Here is a 17,281-nt window from a genome sequence, read left to right on the forward strand (position 1 = left end):
CAGCGACGGGCCGGGCCGCCCGCCGCGCTCAGGACCAGGGAGTGAGCAGCACGAGCGGGATCTGCCGCTCGGTCTTCGTCTGGTACTCGGCGTAGTCCGGCCACGCGGCGACCGCGCGCTCCCACCAGGCCGCGCGCAGATCGCCCTCGAGCACGCTCGCGGCGTAGTCCTTCTTCACGGGCCCGTCCTGCAGCTCGACGTGCGGCTCCTTGAGCATGTTGCCGTACCAGACGGGGTGCTCGGGCGCGCCGCCCTTGGACGCGACGACCACGTACTCGCCCTCGTGCTCGACGCGCATCAGCGCGGTCTTCCGGAGCTTCCCGCTCTTCGAGCCGACGGTGGTCAGGACGATGATGGGGCGGCCGCGGAGGAGGTTCCCCTCGGCTCCGCCGGTCCGCTCGTAGAGCTCCGCCTGCTCGCGGGCCCACTCGGACGTGCTGGGTTCGTACTCTCCGGTCAGCGGCATGCCTCCGATCGTACGGCCGCGGCGGCCCCGGTGGCCGACCCGTGTGCAGGAGGATGGAGCGGTGTTCTCCGCAGACCCGTTCGACCGAGCCCGTATCGCCCTCCTGCGCGACGACCTGATCCGCGCCCGCTACGGTGTGGACGCCGTGCGGGGGCTCTGGGGCGACGAAGCGGCCGAGGCGCTGCACCGCGGCGACCGGGTCCCCGCCCGCCGCGCCCTCGAGCGCAGCGGCGACCACGACGCGCTGGCCACCCTCGCCCGCCTGTTCCTCCTGGCCGATCCCGTCTCGGCCGACGACGCGGACGAGGCGTTCGGCGCTCTCGCGCTGGAGGGGGCGGTGGAGCTCGGCCTGGTGCGCGTCGAGGCCGGAGCCGTCGTCACCGCGGCCCTCGACCTGCGCCCCTACGACGTGGTCGACCAGCGCGGCGCGGCCTCCTGGTGGATCGCCTCCGACCTCGGGGAGCTCGCCCTCGGCCGCGCGCTCGACGAGGACCACGTGCTCGGCGTCGGCGGAGCGAGCCTCACGCTGACCGGCCTGATGATCCAGCGGCCCGTCGGCCGCGTGCTCGACCTGGGGACCGGCTGCGGGATCCAGGCGCTGCACGCCTCCCGCCACGCCGAGCAGGTGGTCGCCACCGACATCTCCGAGCGCGCGCTCGCGCTCGCCTCCTTCACCGCGGCGCTCAACGGGATCGAGAACATCGAGTTCCGCCTCGGCAGCCTCTACGAGCCGGTCGCGGGGGAGCGCTTCGACCACATCGTCACGAACCCGCCGTTCGTCATCACGCCGCGAGCCGAGGGCGTCCCCTCCTACGAGTACCGCGACGGCGGGCTGGAGGGCGACGAGATCGTGCGCCGCGTCATCCTCGGAGCAGCCGAGCACCTGGTGCCCGGCGGTGTCGCGCAGCTCCTGGGGAACTGGGAGTACCGGGAGGGCGCGGACGCCTTCGACCGGATCGCGGACTGGCTCGCCGACGCCCGCAGCCCGCTGGAGCAGGCGCTCGAGGCGGGGCCCGAGGGGCTCGACGCCTGGATGGGCGGGACCGCCTCTCCTCTGGACGTCTGGGTCGTGGAGCGCGAGCGTCAGGATCCGGCGGTCTACGCCGAGACCTGGATCCGGGACGGCGGCACGACCCGCGGCCCCGCGTTCGACGCGCTGGTCGACGCCTGGCTGACCGACTTCGAGCGGCGCGGGGTGACCGGCGTCGGCTTCGGCTACGTCACGCTCCGTCTGCCCGAGCAGCCCCGCCCGCCGATCCGCCGCCTCGAGCGCATCACCACGCCAGTGGCGACCGCGGGCCTGGGCGGCCACCTCGCCGCCTGCCTCGACGCGGCCGAGGCCCTCGCTTCGATCGACGATCGCGCTCTGGCGGGTCTCGCCCTGGTCGTCGCCGGAGACGTCACGGAGGAGCGGCACTACTGGCCGGGCAACGACGATCCGACGGTGCTGCGGCTGCGCCAGGGCGGCGGCTTCGCCCGGGTCGAGGAGGTCGACACGGCGCTCGCCGCCGTGGTCGGCGCCTGCGACGGCGAGCTCTCGGTGGCGGCGATCGCGGCGGCGGTCGCCTCGCTCCTCCAGGTCGAGGAGGAGGCGGTGTCCGACTCGGTGCTGCCGCGGGTGCGCGAGCTGGTGGCGACGGGGCTGCTGCGGCTGCCCCAGGGGGAACGCGGCTAGAAGAGGGTGGCGGAGTCCTCGACGGGGGGCGCAGCGGCCGCGGCAGGCACGGCGGCGGCCGTCGGCCATCCGGGTCCGGCGTCGACGGGCTGCCGGCGCTGGTAGGCGGTCGCGGCGCTCCGGGCGCGGACGTCGGCGGCCTCGTTCATCCGGTGGTTGGCGTGCCCCTTCACCCACTCGAAGGTGACGGCCCGGCCCTGCAGCTCCTCGTCGAGCGCCTTGATGATCTCGACGTTCATCACCGGCTTGCCGTCGGCCTTGCGCCAGCCCTTCCGCTTCCAGCCCGGCAGCCACTCGGTGCAGGCCTTGATGGCGTACTGGCTGTCGCAGAGGATGTGCAGCGGCTCCTCCTCCTGCGCGGTCGCGCGCAGGAGCTCGAGCACCGCGGTGAGCTCGCCGATGTTGTTCGTGCCGTGCGACCAGCCGCCCGCGGCCCAGCGCTCGTCGTCGACGTACCAGGCCCAGCCGGCGGGGCCGGGGTTGCCCAGTGCGGACCCGTCTGCGGCGGCGATGATGCTCACGTGCGTCTCTCCTCGTGCTCTCGGTGCTCGCGCCGGTGCGGCGCCCTCCGAGGGTAGTCGGCGGGCGGGGCGGTCCGCGGCGCGCGGCGCGGAGTCAGGCGGAGGAGGAGTGGCGCGCGATCGTCACGCGCGTCGAGTACGGCATCGCGACGGTCCCGCTCCCGCCCGACTCCTCGTCCACCACGGCGTCGACCGCCGCGAGGACCGCGGCGCGCTCCTCGTCGGGCATCGCGATGACGGAGCTGCGGGACGCGAACATGTCCCGCACCCCGGCTCGGTCCAGCTCGAAGGACCACTCGAAGGCCGCGAACGCCACCCGCTCGAGAGCGGAGCCGAGCGGCGGCCGGAGCGTCTCGAAGCGCTCGGCGGTGGAGGCTCCGGCGACCTCGCCGAGCCGGCGCACCCAGGGGACCGACTCGTCGCGGATGTTCCACACCAGCGCGAGCACGCCCTCCGGCACCAGGACGCGGGCGACTTCGGCTCCGGCGCGCTCGGCGTCGACCCAGTGCCACGACTGCGCGGCGGTGACGAGCTCCGCGGAGGCGTCCGCGGCGGGGATCGCCTCGGCCGTCCCCTCCTCGCGGCGGACCCCCGGCAGATTCGAGGCGAGACGCGCGAGCATCTCCGCGTCGGGCTCGACCGCGGTCACGTCGAGGCCGCGGGACGCGAGCGACGCGGTGAACTTGCCCGTTCCCGCGCCGAGGTCCACGGCGCGCAGCCGATCGGAGGCGTCGGCTCCCGCCGCGCGGGCCCGCTCCGGGACGAAGGCGCCCGCCACTCGCGCGGGGGCGTGCCCCACGATCCAGTCGACGGCGTCGTCGGGGTAGCCGGGCCGCCCGCGGTCGTAGGCGTCGACCGCGCTGCCGAAGGAGCGTCCGAGCCCGCTCATCGCTTCTCCGCCGCTCGCGCGAGCACGTCCACCGCGTAGCCGTAGCCGGCGATGCCCGCGCCGACGATCACGGCGATCGCGACGTCCGAGAGGTAGGAGTGCTGCCGGAACGGCTCGCGCCGGTGCACGTTGCTCACGTGCACCTCGACCATCGGCAGCTCGGTCGCGAGGACGGCGTCGCGGATCGCGATCGACGTGTGCGTGTACGCCCCGGCGTTGAGCACGACTCCCGAGACGGAGCCGCGAGCCGCGTGCAGCCGGTCGACGATCGCGCCCTCCGAGCTGCTCTGGAAGGTCTCGACCGTGAAGCCGTGCCGCTCGGCCGCCTCCGCCGCCAGCGCCTCGGCGTCGGCGAGGGTGTCCGAGCCGTAGAGCTCGGGCTCGCGGGTGCCGAGCAGGTTCAGGTTCGGGCCGTTGAGGACGAGGATCGGCAGCTTCACGCTCCGACCCTAGCGCCGGCCGTCCCCGCGAGCGGGAGCGGCGGCAGCGCCGCGCGCAGGAGGATCAGCTCGCGCGCATGGGCGTCCAGACGCCGGTCCTCCTCGGTCCGCAGCTCGAGAGGCGGGACCGGCTCGGCCGCCCCGTCGGCGCCCCGCACCACGAAGACGCTCCGGCACTGCGTGGTCAGCTCCAGCTCGCCGGTCCGAGGGTCCCCGGAGCGCACGTGCACCGCCAGGTGCATGCTCCGGGCGCTCGTGTGGATGAGGCGCGCCTCCACCTCGACGAGGTGCCCGATGCGCACCGGACGGTAGAAGTGGATCCCGCCGGAGTAGACGGCCACCGCGTCGCGGCCGGTCCAGCGCTGCGCGACCGCGTCGGCTGCCTCGTCGATCCAGCGCATCACGATCCCGCCGTGGGCGTTGCCGCCCCAGTTGACGTCGCCCGGCGCCGCGAGGAAGCGGAACACGATCCGCGGACCGGTGCCCTCCTCGGTGTACTCCTGGGCGCGCATCACGTCGTGCAGCCGTCGGCGGCCCTCGATGCGCGCGGCGGCGCCCTCGGCGAGGGACAGGTCCTCGATCGAGCGGGGCCGCCACTCCGGGACCGACCGCGGCCTCTTCTCGTCGTCGACGGCCACGAACACGAGGAGGCAGTGCGTGGCGTCCTCGTAGAGGCCGGTCCGCGGATCCGCCTGCGCGACCTGCACCAGTACGTGCATGCTCGTGCGCCCGGTGTGGATGACGCGGGCGGTCGCCTCGATCAGGTTGCCGACCGAGATGGGCCGGGTGAAGTGGACGTTGCCGACGTACGCCGTCACGCAGTAGCCGCCGCTCCAGCCCACGGCGCAGGCGTAGCCGGCCTTGTCGATCCACTCGAGGACGCGGCCGGCCTGGGCGCTGCGGCCGTCGGCGGTGGCGTCCTGCGGGGAGGCGAGGAAGCGGAGCGTGATGCGGTCGGTCATGGTGCCCGTCGTCGTGGGAGCGGAAGGGGGGAGTGGACCCGCGGGGGTGCGAGGAAAGGGGGATGATCCGCCCGCGGGCCACAAGGGTGTCCGGCCGGAGCCGGCTCGGTCAGGGGGATCAGGCCGCCAGCGGCAGCTTCTCGGCGAGGAGCCGGAGCCGCAGGGCCTGGAGCTCGGCGGTCAGCTCGGGCGGCAGCCGGTCGCCGAACCGCGTGAAGAACTCCTCCGTGAGCGCGCACTCCTCCAGCCATGCCTCGACCGGGACGGAGAACAGCTCCTCCTTCTGGGCCGCGGAGAGCAGCAGCCCGTGCGTGTCGATCGCGAGCGGCAGGTCGCCGAGGGGGCTCCGCCGCGCCTCCGCCAGCCCCTCCAGGCGGCGGACGAGCCACTGCAGCACCCGCGCGTTCTCGCCGAAGCCGGGCCAGAGGAACTCGCCGTCCGCGTCCTTCCGGAACCAGTTGACCTGGAACACGGCCGGCGCCGCATCGCCGAGCTCAGCGCCGATCGCGAGCCAGTGCGCGAAGTAGTCGGCCATGTTGTATCCGCAGAAGGGGAGCATCGCGAACGGATCGCGGCGCAGCTCCCCGACCGTGCCCTCCGCGGCCGCGGTCTTCTCGGAGGCGACGGTCGCACCCAGGAAGACGCCGTGCTGCCACGAGGTGGCCTGCGTGACCAGCGGGACGTTGCTCGCCCGTCGGCCACCGAAGACGATCGCGTCCAGCGGCACGCCCTCGTGGGCGTCCCAGTCGGCGGAGAGCGACGGGCACTGCGCGGCCGGCGCGGTGAAGCGGGAGTTGGGGTGCGCGGCGGGCGTGCCGGACGCCGGCGTCCACGGCTGCCCGCGCCAGTCGGTCAGCCGCTCCGGGACCTCGTCGGTCAGGCCCTCCCACCACACGTCGCCGTCCTCGCGGAGCGCGACGTTGGTGAAGATCGTGTTGCCCCAGAGCGTCTGCACGGCGTTCGGGTTCGAGCTCTCCCCGGTGCCGGGAGCGACGCCGAAGAAGCCCGTCTCGGGGTTCATCGCCCAGAGGCGTCCATCCTCCCCGCGGCGCATCCAGGTGATGTCGTCGCCCAGCGTCTCGACCCGCCAGCCGGGGATCGCGGGCTGCATCATCGCGAGGTTGGTCTTGCCGCACGCGCTCGGGAAGGCGGCGGCGACGTGGTAGCGCCGTCCCTCAGGCGAGACGATGCGGATCAGCAGCATGTGCTCGGCGAGCCAGCCCTCCTCGCGCCCCATCGCCGAGGCGATCCGCAGGGCGAAGCACTTCTTCGCCAGCAGGGCGTTGCCGCCGTAGCCGGAGCCGTACGAGACGATCTCGCGCGTCTCCGGGAACTGGGTGATGTACTTCACGGGGCTGCACGGCCAGGCGACGTCCTCGCGGGTGACGCCGTCCGCGTCGCGGAGGGGCAGCCCCACGGTGTGCACGCCGCGGACGAACGGGGTCTCCTCGGTGAAGGCGGCGAGCGGCTCGGAGCCCACGCGCGCCATGATCCGCAGGTTCAGCACCGCGTAGGCCGAGTCGGTGACCTGGACGCCCAGCTGCGAGAGCGGACCGCCGACGGGCCCCATCGAGAACGGGACGACGTACATCGTCCGTCCGCGCATCGCTCCGTCGAGGAGGGGAGCGAGCTCGGCCCTCATCGCGGCGGGCTCGCGCCAGTTGTTGGTCGGTCCCGCGTCGGCCTCATCGGTCGTGCAGATGAAGGTGCGGTCCTCGACCCGGGCGACGTCGTCCGGGTCGGTGCGGGCCAGGAACGAGCCGGGCCGCCACTCCGGATTGAGCGGGAGGAGCGTGCCGGAGGCGACGAGCCGCTCGGTCAGGCGGTACCACTCCGCGGGGGAGCCGTCGCTCCACTCGATCGCGTCGGGCTGGAGGATCGCGGCGGTCTCGCGCACCCAGCGGCGGAGGGCGAGGGGCGCCGGCGGCACGACGGGCGCGGGGACGGACGTCGGCCCGGTCATGGTGCTCGGCTCGAGTCGGACGGTGTTGCTGTAGATGCTCATGCTGGCTCCGCTTTCGGTGGTCGTCGTCGACGGGGGTGGGGAGTCGCCGGCCGCAGCCGGGAAGAGGCCGGCCGGGCCGGGAGGGGCGCTCAGTGGCGCCTGAAGCCAGGATGGAGGAGGATCAGGAGGTATTCCCGGCGCTCGGGCGGTCAAGAAACCGCCTTTTTGCGCTTCCGTCACAACCGACCGCTGGAGCTCGCCGTGACCGATCCCTCGACACCCGCCCCGGGCTCCGACGCCGTGCTGCTCGGGCAGCGCCTGCGCCACTTCCGCACCCGGCGCGGACTGACCCTCGGGCAGCTCGCCGAGCGCGTCGACGTGTCGGGGAGCCAGCTCTCGCTGATCGAGACGGGCCGCCGCGAGCCGCGCCTCTCCCTCCTGCAGCGCCTCGCGGCCGCGCTCGGCGTCGAGCTGGCGGCGCTGCTCTCGGACGAGCCGCCGAGCGAGCGGGCCGCGCTCGAGATCGAGCTGGCGCGCGTGCAGAAGGGCTCGCTGTACCGCTCGCTCGGCCTGCCCGAGTTCAAGGTCAACAAGGGGCTGAGCACGCCCGTGCTGGAGGCGTTCCTCGGCGTCTACCGCGAGCTCGCCCGTCGCCGGAGCGAGGCGAGTGCCACGCCGGAGGAGGCACGCCGGGCCAACACCGCCCAGCGGCTCCAGCTGCGCGAGCGCAGCTCCTACCTGCCCGAGATCGAGGAGGTGGCGGGCGAGATGCTCCGGACCGTCGGGCACCGCGGAGGAGCACTGACCCACAGCTCCGTCTCGAAGATGGCCCGGCACCTCGGCTTCGAGATCATCCACGTCGGCGACCTGCCGCACTCCGCCCGCTCGGTGATCGACCTCGCGAACGGCAGGATCTACCTCCCGCCCGCCTCGATCCCCGGGGGGCACGGCCTGCGGGCGCTGGCGCTGCAGGCGATGGCGCACCGCCTCCTCGGGCACGAGCGGCCGGTGACCTACGCCGACTTCCTCCGCCAGCGCCTCGAGATCAACTACTTCGCCGCCGCGTGCCTGATGCCGCTGGAGCCGGCGGTCGCGTTCCTCCAGGAGGCGAAGCGCGAGCGGGACATCTCGGTGGAGGACTTCCGCGACGGCTTCGGCGTCACCCACGAGGCCGCCGCCCTGCGCTTCACGAACCTGCTCACCTCGCACCTCGACATCCGGATGCACTTCCTGCGAGTGCTGGGAGACGGCTCGATCCAGAAGGCCTACGAGAACGACGGGCTGCCGCTGCCGACCGACGTCACCGGCGCCGTCGAGGGCCAGGTCGTCTGCCGCTACTGGTCGGCGCGCTCTGCGTTCACCCGGACCAACCGGACGACGGAGTACTACCAGTACGTCGACACTCCGGCGGGCACCTTCTGGTCGGCGTCGCAGACCGGCACGACCGCCACCGAGGAGTTCTCGATCACCGTGGGCGTCCCGTTCGCCGAGGCCCGCTTCTTCCGAGGCCGCGACACCGACCGCCGCGAGCTCTCCCGCTGCCCCGACGAGTCCTGCTGCCGGCGCGCCCCGTCGGAGCTCGCCGCGCGCTGGGACGGCAACGCCTGGCCGAGCGCGCGCCTGCACGCGCACGTGCTCGCACCGCTGCCGTCAGGCACCTTCCCCGGCATCGACGACGCCGAGGTCTACGAGTTCCTCGACGCGCACGCCCGCGAATCCTGACCGCTCCCGCGAGACGCCGCTCCGGTGCGCCTGTGTCGGCGTGCCGCGTACCCGAGCGGCGTCCCGCGGAGGGGGCGGGAGGCGTCAGTCCGAGATGAGGGCGCGGGCCGTTCCCTCGTCGAGGATGAGGTCGGTGATGAGGCCGGCCGCCAGGGCGCCGCGCAGGCCCGGCAGCTTCGAGGCGCCCGACACGACGCAGATCCGGCGCGACGCGCGGCGCACCGTGGAGAGGTCCGGACCGCTTGCACGTTCGTTCATGGGGATGTCGTCCCAGCTGCCGTCGGACCGGTAGAACACCGTCGCGACGTCGCCGACGACCCCGGAGCCGCTGAGCGAGGTGAAGTCGCTCGGCTCCAGGTAGCCGCCGATGTAGACCTTCGAGGGGACCGCCGCGAACGGCGACCCGAGCCCGAACAGCGCCACGTCCATCCGCTGCTGCAGCTCCAGGACCCGTCGGGTGGAGCGCTCGCGCCACACCGCCTGCTTGGTGGTCGGGTCGTCGAAGAACGCCGGCACCGGGAACTGCTGGACCTTCGCCGCGTAGGCGTCACCGAAGCGGCGGAGGATCTCGCTCGAGTAGTTGATGCCCGTGGTCTCGGTGTTGCCGGCGCCGTTCAGCTGCACGATCTGCGTGTTGTGCGTCTCCTTGGCGATCAGGTGGCGGCTGATCGCGCTCATCGTGGAGCCCCAGGCGATGCCGACGATCATGTTCGAGTCGATGAACTGCCCGAGGATCCTCGCTGCGGACAGGGCGACCCGCTCGAGCCGGTCGATCTCGCTGGTGTGGTCCGGCACCGGCACGATGTGCGCCGTGATGTCGAAGTGGGACCGCACCTCGGCCGAGAGGGCGCTCGCCCGGTCGAGGGGGGAGCGGATCTGGATGTCGACCAGGCCGGTCGCGCGGGCGTGCGAGAGCAGGCGCGAGACGGAGGAGCGCGACGTGTGCAGCTCGTGCGCGATCGCGTCCATCGTCAGATCCTGCATGTAGTACAGCTGGGCCGCACGCAGCGCGTCCCGCGTCTTGTCGGGATGGGTCGCGTGGGTCGTCTCGTCGAGTTCGACGACCGGTCTCACCGGGGTCATAGCGCTCCCTGCACGGATTTCCACCCGTCTTGACCGGATGTGTTGTCGGGTCAAGGATGGCTGTATTCCTCCGCGAAATCAATCGGTCATCTCCCCGGTGCACGCTGGTGCGGAGGCCTCGACGACACCCCTACGACACGAAGGCGAGTACGAAGTGGCACAGTCCGACGGAACTCCCGGAAACTCCGCTCTGCGCGAGAGCGTCGCTGCTCTCCGCGACAACCCCCGCGCCACGGTCCTGGTCATCGGCGGTGGCATCAACGGCATCGGGACCTTCCGCGAGCTCGCGCTCAACGGCGTCGACGTCGCCCTCGTCGAGCGCGGCGACTACGTCTCCGGTGCCTCGAGCGCCTCGAGCCACATGATCCACGGCGGCATCCGCTACCTCGAGAACGGCGAGTTCCGACTCGTCAACGAGGGCGTGCACGAGCGCAACGGCCTGCTGAAGATCGCTCCCCATTACGTGAAGCCGCTGCAGACGACGATCCCGATCTACTCGACGTTCTCGGGCATCCTCGCGGCTCCGCTGCGCTTCCTGACCCACAAGTCGGGCAAGCCCCAGGAGCGCGGCGCGCTGCTGATCAAGGTCGGCCTCACGATGTACGACTTCTTCTCCCGCGACGGCGGCACGGTCCCGCGCCACCAGTTCCACGGACGCAAGCGCTCGCTGAGCGAGCTCCCCAAGCTCGACCCGAAGATCAAGTACACCGCCACCTACTTCGACGCCTCCGTGCACGAGCCCGAGCGCCTCGCGCTCGACGTGCTCCACGACGCGCTGATCGGCGGCAGGAAGGCCCGCGCGGCCAACTACGTCGAGGCCGTCGGCGCCGACGAGAAGGGCGTCGTCCTCCGCGACCGCGAGTCCGGCGAGGAGTTCACCTTCGCGGCGGACGTCGTCGTCAACGTCTCCGGACCGTGGACCGACTTCACCAACACGGCCCTCGGCACGTCCACGAAATTCATGGGCGGCACCAAGGGCTCGCACATCGTGCTCGACAACCCCGAGCTGGTCGAGGCCTGCGAGGGTCGCGAGATGTTCTTCGAGCACAGCGACGGACGCATCGTCCTCATCTACCCGCTCAAGGGCCGCGTGATGGTCGGCACGACCGACATCGACGCCGACCCCACGAAGCCGGCGGTGTGCACGGAGGAGGAGATCGACTACTTCTTCGAGCTCGTCAACCACGTCTTCCCGGCCATCCGCGTGGACCGCTCGCAGATCGTCTTCAAGTTCTCCGGCATCCGCCCGCTGCCCCGCCACGACGACGAGGCCCCGGGCTTCGTCTCCCGCGACTACCGCATCGAGCCCTCGACGCTCCCCGGCAACGGCTCGCCCGTGCTCAGCCTGGTCGGCGGCAAGTGGACGACGTTCCGCGCCCTGTCGGAGCACCTCTCGAACGAGGTCTTCAAGCGGATCGGCGTGTCCCGTCGCGTCTCCACCGTGAAGACCCCCATCGGAGGCGGCAAGGGCTTCCCGCGCACCGACGCGTCCCGCGCGCAGTGGATCAGCCAGCACCGCTCCGGGCTCTCCTCGGCCCGCACGGGCCAGCTGCTCGAGCGCTACGGCACCCGCGCGCAGGAGGTCATCGAGGCCCTGGCCGACGGACACGACGAGGCGCTCGACTTCGACAAGGACTTCACCACCGGTGAGATCCGCTACCTCGCCCGGCGCGAGAGCGTGGTGCACCTCATCGACCTGGTGATGCGCCGCACCAACCACGCCTTCACGGGCGGCCTGAGCCGCGAGCTCCTCGAGGAGCTCGCCGAGCACACGGGCGCCGTGCTGGGCTGGGACGACGCCGCCCGCGCGTCGGAGGTCGACGCGACCATCGCGCACCTCAAGGAGTACAACGGCGTCGACGTCGGGGGCACCTCGGTGCAGACCCCGACGGCCGTGCCCGCTTCCTGATCGGCGATCAGGCGCGGATCGACGGAAGCCCCGGACCGAGGACCACCTCGACCGGGGCTTCCGTCGTGACAACGCACAAACGTGCACGCGCCGTTCCTTGTCGCTAGGACAGGGCGCCGATAACTTCACACCGTCGGGCATCGAAGCCCGCCGCGGACGCCTGTGCGCGTCCGTCTTACGAAAAGGAAAAGGTCAACGTGGACAATCTCGGAGTGGTCTTCCTCGCCGAAGTCGTGGGAACGGCCATGCTCGTGCTCCTCGGCTGCGGTGTCGTCGCCAACGTCGCGCTCGTGAAGAGCAAGGGTCTCAACGGCGGAACCCTCATGGTCAACATCGGCTGGGGCTTCGCGGTCTTCGCCGGTGTGATCGTCTCGTACAACTCGGGGGCGCACCTCAACCCCGCGGTCACCCTGGGCCTCGTCGCGAGCGGAGCGACCGAGTTCGGTTCCGGCGTGCCCGTCAACATCGTCTCGATCCTCGTCTACATCCTCGCTCAGATGATCGGTGCGATCCTCGGTGCCGTCTTCTGCTGGCTCGCCTACAAGCAGCACTTCGACGAGGAGCCCGACGCGGCGAACAAGCTCGGCGTCTTCTCGACCGGCCCGGCGATCCGCTCGTACGGCTGGAACTTCGTCACCGAGGTCATCGGCACCTTCGTCCTCGTCTTCGTCGTCATCGGCTTCGGCGGCGGACGTCAGGGCGACGGCGGTCTGGCCGCGCTCGGCGCGCTGCCCGTCGCCATCCTGGTGATCGCGATCGGCGCCTCCCTCGGCGGCCCGACCGGCTACGCCATCAACCCCGCCCGCGACCTCGGCCCCCGCATCGCGCACGCTCTGCTGCCGATCAAGGGCAAGGGCTCGAGCGACTGGAGCTACGCCTGGGTGCCCGTCGCCGGCCCGATCGTCGGTGGAGTGCTCGCGGGCCTCGCCTCGCTCGTGCTGCTCCCGGTCCTCTAGACCGCCGCGCTTCCTTTCACCCCCGTTACGAAGGAGTAATCATTCATGGCTGACTACGTCATCGCTATCGACCAGGGGACCACGTCGTCCCGCGCGATCATCTTCGACAAGAAGGGATCGATCGTCTCCACCGGCCAGAAGGAGCACGAGCAGATCTTCCCGCGCGCCGGCTGGGTCGAGCACGACCCGATCGAGATCTGGAACAACGTCCGCGAGGTGATCGGCCAGGCTCTCTCCCGCGCCGACCTGACCCGCCACGACATCGCCTCCGTCGGCATCACCAACCAGCGCGAGACCGCTGTCGTCTGGGACAGGACGACCGGCAAGCCCGTCTACAACGCCATCGTCTGGCAGGACACCCGCACCCAGTCGATCGTCGACCGCCTCGCCGGCGACGAGGGCGCGGACCGCTTCAAGTCGATCGTGGGCCTCCCGCTCGCGACCTACTTCTCCGGCACCAAGATCGTCTGGATCCTCGAGAACGTCGAGGGTGCTCGCGAGAAGGCCGAGGCGGGCGACCTGATCTTCGGCACGACGGACACCTGGGTCCTCTGGAACCTGACCGGCGGCATCGACGGGGGCGTCCACAAGACCGACGTCACCAACGCCTCCCGCACCCTGTTCCTCGACCTCGAGACCCTCGAGTGGCGCGACGACATCCTCGAGGCCTTCGGGGTCCCGAAGTCGATGCTCCCCGAGGTCTGCTCCTCCTCCGAGGTCTACGGCCACGTCGAGTCGTCGTCGCTGCTGCGCGAGGTCCCGATCGCCGGCATCCTCGGCGACCAGCAGGCCGCGACCTTCGGCCAGGCGGCGTTCGACCCGGGCGAGGCGAAGAACACCTACGGCACCGGCAACTTCCTGATCTTCAACACGGGCACCGAGATCGTCCACTCGAAGAACGGTCTGCTCACCACCATCGGCTACAAGCTCGGCGACGGCGAGGTGCACTACGCGCTCGAGGGCTCGATCGCGGTCTCCGGCTCGCTGATCCAGTGGCTGCGCGACAACCTGGGCCTCATCGGCTCGGCCCCCGAGGTCGAGGCGCTGGCAGCCACGGTCGAGGACAACGGAGGCGCGTACTTCGTCCCCGCCTTCTCGGGTCTGTTCGCCCCCTACTGGCGCTCCGACGCCCGCGGAGCCCTCGTCGGCCTCACCCGCTACGTCAACAAGGGCCACATCGCCCGCGCCGCGCTGGAGGCGACCGCCTTCCAGACCCGCGAGGTCCTGGACGCGGTCAACGCCGACTCCGGCGTCCCCCTGCAGGAGCTCAAGGTCGACGGCGGAATGATCGCCAACAACCTGCTCATGCAGTTCCAGGCCGACATCCTCGGCGTCCCGGTCGTCCGACCGGTCGTCGCGGAGACCACCGCGCTCGGAGCGGCCTACGCGGCCGGACTCGCGGTCGGCTTCTGGGAGAACCTCGACGACCTGCGCCAGAACTGGCAGGAGGACTCGCGCTGGACCCCGCAGATGGACCAGGACGAGGCGGCCCGCCAGTACCGCCTCTGGAAGAAGGCCGTCACCAAGACCTTCGACTGGATCGACGAGGACGTGCAGTAGCCTCCTGCGCGGCAGTCCCTGCCTGCCGCGGCGCGGTCGGCTCATCGAGGTGGTCGCGTCTCGGGGAGCGGGTTCCGTCCGGTTAGGGGACAACGCTGACACGCGTTCTCCCCGTTCGCCTCGTGCGGCGAGCGGATGATGTGCGTCCGTTCACGGTGAAGCGCCCTGTCCGACCCTCGGGTCGGGTGGGGCGCTTCGTCGTTCCGACGACGGCGCAGTGGGTCGCAACGGCGTGATTCCGGGGAGAACCGTGCTCGTCGAGTGGTCGCCGCAGCCGGCTCATCGAGACCCGGCAATTCGGACCTGCATGCTTGTCGAGTAGTCGCTGCAGGCGGCTTATCGAGACCCGACCCGGGTGAGGCCTCAGTCCGCCGACAGCCCCAGCTGCGCGTCCAGCTCGTCCAGGGAAGCGATCCGGAGCACGCCCAGCTCGACCGCTTCGGGCGGCAGCTCGCGGCCGTGCTCGGGACCGCCGATGCGGTCGAGCCAGACGCCGCGCAGGCCCGCAGCGGCCGCTCCGACGGCGTCGGTGCCGAGCCGGTCGCCGACGTAGAGGGCCTCCTCCGGAGAGACCCCGAACCGCTCGCAGGCGATCGCGAAGATCCGCGCGTCCGGCTTGGCGACGCCGACATCGCCCGAGGCGATCACGTGCTCGAAGCGACCGGAGAGGCCCGTGCCCTCGATCTTCCCCCGCTGGAAGTCGAGCACGCCGTTGGTGATGACGCCGAGACGGACCCCGGCGGCGCCGAGCCGGTCGAGGACGGGCAGCGCGTCGACGTGGAGGGTCCAGGCGGCGACGTAGTGCTCGAGGTACCCGCGGAACCAGGAGCTCGCCTCCTCGGGAGTCAGCCCGACTCCGGCCTCCGCGGCGAAGTCCGTGGCGCGCGCCCGGCGCTGGCCCTCGTAGTCGAGCTCGCCCGCGAGGTAGCGGTGGTAGTGCTCCTCCTCGAGCAGGTGCCAGCGGCGCTGCACGTCGGCCGGCTCGCCGGCGTAGGCGGCGCCGAGCGAGGCGGCGTACGCGACGATCCCCTCCCGCACAGCGCGGGCATGGGCGAAGAGGGTGTCGTCGAGGTCGAAGAGCGCGAGCCGCAGCACGGCCGCCTCAGCGGACGCGGCGGAGGAGGCCGACGGAGTCGTAGACGGCGGCGAGCGTGCGCTCCGCGGTCTCGGACGCGCGGTCGGCGGCGAGGGAGAGGACCCGGTCGAGCTCGGCCGGGTCGGCGAGCAGCTCCGCGGTCCGCGCGCGGATCGGGTCGAAGGTGGCGGCGACCACCTCGACGAGGCCCTTCTTGAGGTCCCCGTAGCCGCGGCCCGCGTACTCCTGCTCCAGCGACTCGACGGAGCGGTCGGCGAGGACCGAGTAGATCGTCAGCAGGTTCGAGACGCCGGGCTTCGCCGCCCGGTCGAAGCGCACCTCCGACTCGGTGTCCGTCACGGCGCGCATGATCTTCTTCGCGGTCGCCTTCGGCTCGTCGAGCACGCTGAGCAGGCCCGCATCCGACTCCGCCGACTTCGACATCTTGGCGCCCGGGTTCTGCAGGTCGAAGATCTTCGCGGTCTCGCGCACGATGTGGGGCTCCGGCACGGCGAAGGTCTCTCCGAAGCGCGAGTTGAAGCGCGCGGCGAGATCGCGGGTGAGCTCCAGGTGCTGGCGCTGGTCCTCGCCGACCGGCACCGCGTCCGTCTGGTACAGCAGGATGTCGGCCGCCATCAGGATCGGGTAGGTGAACAGGCCCACCGAGGCGGCCTCGGCGCCCTGCTTCGCCGACTTGTCCTTGAACTGCGTCATCCGGCTGGCCTCGCCGAAGCCGGTCAGGGTGTTGAGGACCCAGGCGAGCTCGGCGTGAGCGGGTACGTGGGACTGGATGAAGAGGGTCGAGCGCGCGGGGTCGATGCCCGCGGCGATGTACTGCGCGGCGGTCGCGCGGGTGCGCTCGCGGAGCTGCTGCGGATCCTGCGGGACCGTGATCGCGTGCAGGTCGACGACGCAGAAGTAGGCGTCGAAGTCCTCCTGCATCGCGACCCACTGGGTCAGCGCGCCGATGTAGTTGCCGAGGTGCAGCGACCCGGAGGAGGGCTGCATGCCGGAGAAGATGACGGGCTTGGCGCCCGGGGTGCTGGGAGTCATGGGTGGCCTCGAGGGGTCGGTTCGCGGGGGAGAGGGTCAGAGCTCGTAGTCGACGACCACGGGGGAGTGGTCGGACCAGCGGGTGTCGTAGGAGGCGGCGCGGTCGACCTCGTAGCTGCGGGCGAGGTCGGCGAGCGCGGGCGTGGCGAGCTGGTAGTCGAGGCGCCAGCCGGTGTCGGTGTCGAAGGCCTGGCCGCGCTGCGACCACCACGTGTACGGTCCGGGCACCTCGCCCGCGAACCGGCGGCCGAGGTCGACCCAGCCCAGTCCGGCACCGGCGTTGTAGTCCGGGTCGCCCTCGGCGCCGACGAAGCGGTCGACGTAGGCGCGCTCCTCCGGGAGGAAGCCGGCCTTCTTGACGTTGCCCTTCCAGTTCTTGATGTCGAGCGTGCGGTGGCCGACGTTGAGGTCGCCCATCACCACGGCGAGCTCGCTGTGCGCCCGGATCTCGGGCAGGCGCGCCTCCATCGCGTCGAGGAAGCGGTACTTCTCGACCTGCTTGGGAGTGCCGACCTCGCCGGAGTGGACGTAGGTGGAGACGACGGTGAGCGAGCGGCCGCCGACCTCGTAGTCGGCCTCGAGCCAGCGTCCGGCCGAGTCGAAGTCGTCGGCGCCGAAGGTCACGCGGTGGATCGTGGCGCGCTTCCGCGAGGCGAGAGCGACTCCGGCGCGCCCCTTGGCGGTCGCCTCGTCGTGCAGCACGTCCCACTCGTCCCCGAGGAGCCCCGTGAGGTCGTCCGTGGAGGCGCGGACCTCCTGCAGGGCCAGGACGTCGACGTCGCGAGCGGCGAGCCAGTCGCCCATCCCCTTGCGGTAGGCGGCGCGGACGCCGTTCACGTTGACGGAGGCGATGCGGAGGGTGCTGCGAGTCACCGGAGCAGTCTATTCGGAGCCGCGGAGCGGGCCGCCCGGCCGCGCTCGCACCCCGGAACGCGGAAGCCGGCGGCCGCCTCGCGCGACTCCCTCGGAGAGGGGGAGGAGCGCGGAGGCGACCGCCGGCGGGACCGCTCAGGACGGTCGGTCGG

The 17,281-nt window shown here is 71.8% G+C and carries 15 protein-coding genes; 5 read left to right on the forward strand and 10 right to left on the reverse strand.

Going from position 1 to position 17,281, the window contains the following annotated elements; genetic code table 11:
• Positions 1-28: 28 nt before the first annotated feature.
• Positions 29-466: a nitroreductase family deazaflavin-dependent oxidoreductase gene (locus tag C5C59_RS04665; protein WP_104223205.1), complete on the reverse strand. Its 438-nt coding sequence runs from the start codon at positions 464-466 to the stop codon at positions 29-31.
• Between the two features lie 61 nt (positions 467-527).
• On the opposite strand from C5C59_RS04665, the gene C5C59_RS04670 reads away from it, so the two are divergent.
• Positions 528-2,141, forward strand: coding sequence for a methyltransferase (locus C5C59_RS04670; protein WP_258062581.1), 1,614 nt, complete (start codon positions 528-530; stop codon positions 2,139-2,141).
• On the opposite strand, the gene C5C59_RS04675 is transcribed toward C5C59_RS04670, so the two are convergent.
• The 5 genes from C5C59_RS04675 to C5C59_RS04695 form a co-directional block, all read right to left on the reverse strand.
• On the reverse strand, positions 2,138-2,662 hold the full coding sequence (locus C5C59_RS04675; RefSeq protein ID WP_104232847.1) for a ribonuclease H: 525 nt from the start codon (positions 2,660-2,662) through the stop codon (positions 2,138-2,140). The genes C5C59_RS04670 and C5C59_RS04675 overlap by 4 nt on opposite strands.
• Before the next feature lie 94 nt (positions 2,663-2,756).
• On the reverse strand, positions 2,757-3,551 hold the full coding sequence (locus C5C59_RS04680) for a class I SAM-dependent methyltransferase (RefSeq protein ID WP_104238318.1): 795 nt from the start codon (positions 3,549-3,551) through the stop codon (positions 2,757-2,759).
• On the reverse strand, positions 3,548-3,991 hold the full coding sequence (gene aroQ, locus C5C59_RS04685; RefSeq protein ID WP_104238317.1) for a type II 3-dehydroquinate dehydratase: 444 nt from the start codon (positions 3,989-3,991) through the stop codon (positions 3,548-3,550). Before aroQ ends, C5C59_RS04680 begins: the two co-directional genes overlap by 4 nt.
• Entirely contained in the window at positions 3,988-4,953 is a 966-nt protein-coding gene (locus C5C59_RS04690) for an acyl-CoA thioesterase (RefSeq protein WP_104238316.1), read from the reverse strand. Before C5C59_RS04690 ends, aroQ begins: the two co-directional genes overlap by 4 nt.
• 118 nt (positions 4,954-5,071) lie before the next feature.
• On the reverse strand, positions 5,072-6,958 hold the full coding sequence (locus tag C5C59_RS04695; RefSeq protein ID WP_374953881.1) for a phosphoenolpyruvate carboxykinase (GTP): 1,887 nt from the start codon (positions 6,956-6,958) through the stop codon (positions 5,072-5,074).
• A gap of 201 nt (positions 6,959-7,159) precedes the next feature.
• Here C5C59_RS04695 and C5C59_RS04700 point away from each other — a divergent pair, with 201 nt between their 5' ends.
• Complete coding sequence (locus C5C59_RS04700) at positions 7,160-8,620, forward strand: helix-turn-helix domain-containing protein (RefSeq protein ID WP_104223199.1); 1,461 nt, start codon at positions 7,160-7,162, stop codon at positions 8,618-8,620.
• A gap of 84 nt (positions 8,621-8,704) precedes the next feature.
• Here C5C59_RS04700 and C5C59_RS04705 read toward each other — a convergent pair whose 3' ends face one another.
• Complete coding sequence (locus tag C5C59_RS04705) at positions 8,705-9,703, reverse strand: sugar-binding transcriptional regulator (protein ID WP_104223198.1); 999 nt, start codon at positions 9,701-9,703, stop codon at positions 8,705-8,707.
• A gap of 154 nt (positions 9,704-9,857) precedes the next feature.
• Between C5C59_RS04705 and C5C59_RS04710 the strand changes: the two genes are divergently transcribed.
• From C5C59_RS04710 to glpK, 3 genes are all read left to right on the forward strand, one after another.
• Positions 9,858-11,612: a glycerol-3-phosphate dehydrogenase/oxidase gene (locus tag C5C59_RS04710; protein ID WP_258062582.1), complete on the forward strand. Its 1,755-nt coding sequence runs from the start codon at positions 9,858-9,860 to the stop codon at positions 11,610-11,612.
• Positions 11,613-11,857: 245 nt separating this feature from the next.
• The gene (locus C5C59_RS04715) at positions 11,858-12,568 is read left to right on the forward strand and encodes an MIP/aquaporin family protein (RefSeq protein ID WP_374952909.1); all 711 of its coding nucleotides are present in this window, start codon (positions 11,858-11,860) and stop codon (positions 12,566-12,568) included.
• A gap of 45 nt (positions 12,569-12,613) precedes the next feature.
• Complete coding sequence (glpK, locus tag C5C59_RS04720) at positions 12,614-14,128, forward strand: glycerol kinase GlpK (protein WP_104226427.1); 1,515 nt, start codon at positions 12,614-12,616, stop codon at positions 14,126-14,128.
• 363 nt (positions 14,129-14,491) lie between these two features.
• On the opposite strand, the gene C5C59_RS04725 is transcribed toward glpK, so the two are convergent.
• Genes C5C59_RS04725 through C5C59_RS04735 form a run of 3 tightly spaced genes read right to left on the reverse strand, consistent with a single transcriptional unit; the run spans position 14,492 to position 17,129 of the window.
• Positions 14,492-15,223 (reverse strand): HAD family hydrolase, encoded by a 732-nt coding sequence (locus C5C59_RS04725; protein WP_104238314.1) that lies wholly within the window; start codon positions 15,221-15,223, stop codon positions 14,492-14,494.
• A 7-nt stretch (positions 15,224-15,230) separates the two neighbouring features.
• Positions 15,231-16,256: a tryptophan--tRNA ligase gene (gene trpS / locus C5C59_RS04730; protein WP_104232840.1), complete on the reverse strand. Its 1,026-nt coding sequence runs from the start codon at positions 16,254-16,256 to the stop codon at positions 15,231-15,233.
• Positions 16,257-16,292: 36 nt separating this feature from the next.
• On the reverse strand, positions 16,293-17,129 hold the full coding sequence (locus tag C5C59_RS04735) for an exodeoxyribonuclease III (RefSeq protein WP_104238313.1): 837 nt from the start codon (positions 17,127-17,129) through the stop codon (positions 16,293-16,295).
• Positions 17,130-17,281: the final 152 nt, after the last annotated feature.

The sequence above is a fragment of the Rathayibacter sp. AY1F4 genome (genome assembly GCF_002931775.1).
Lineage (GTDB): Bacteria > Actinomycetota > Actinomycetes > Actinomycetales > Microbacteriaceae > Rathayibacter.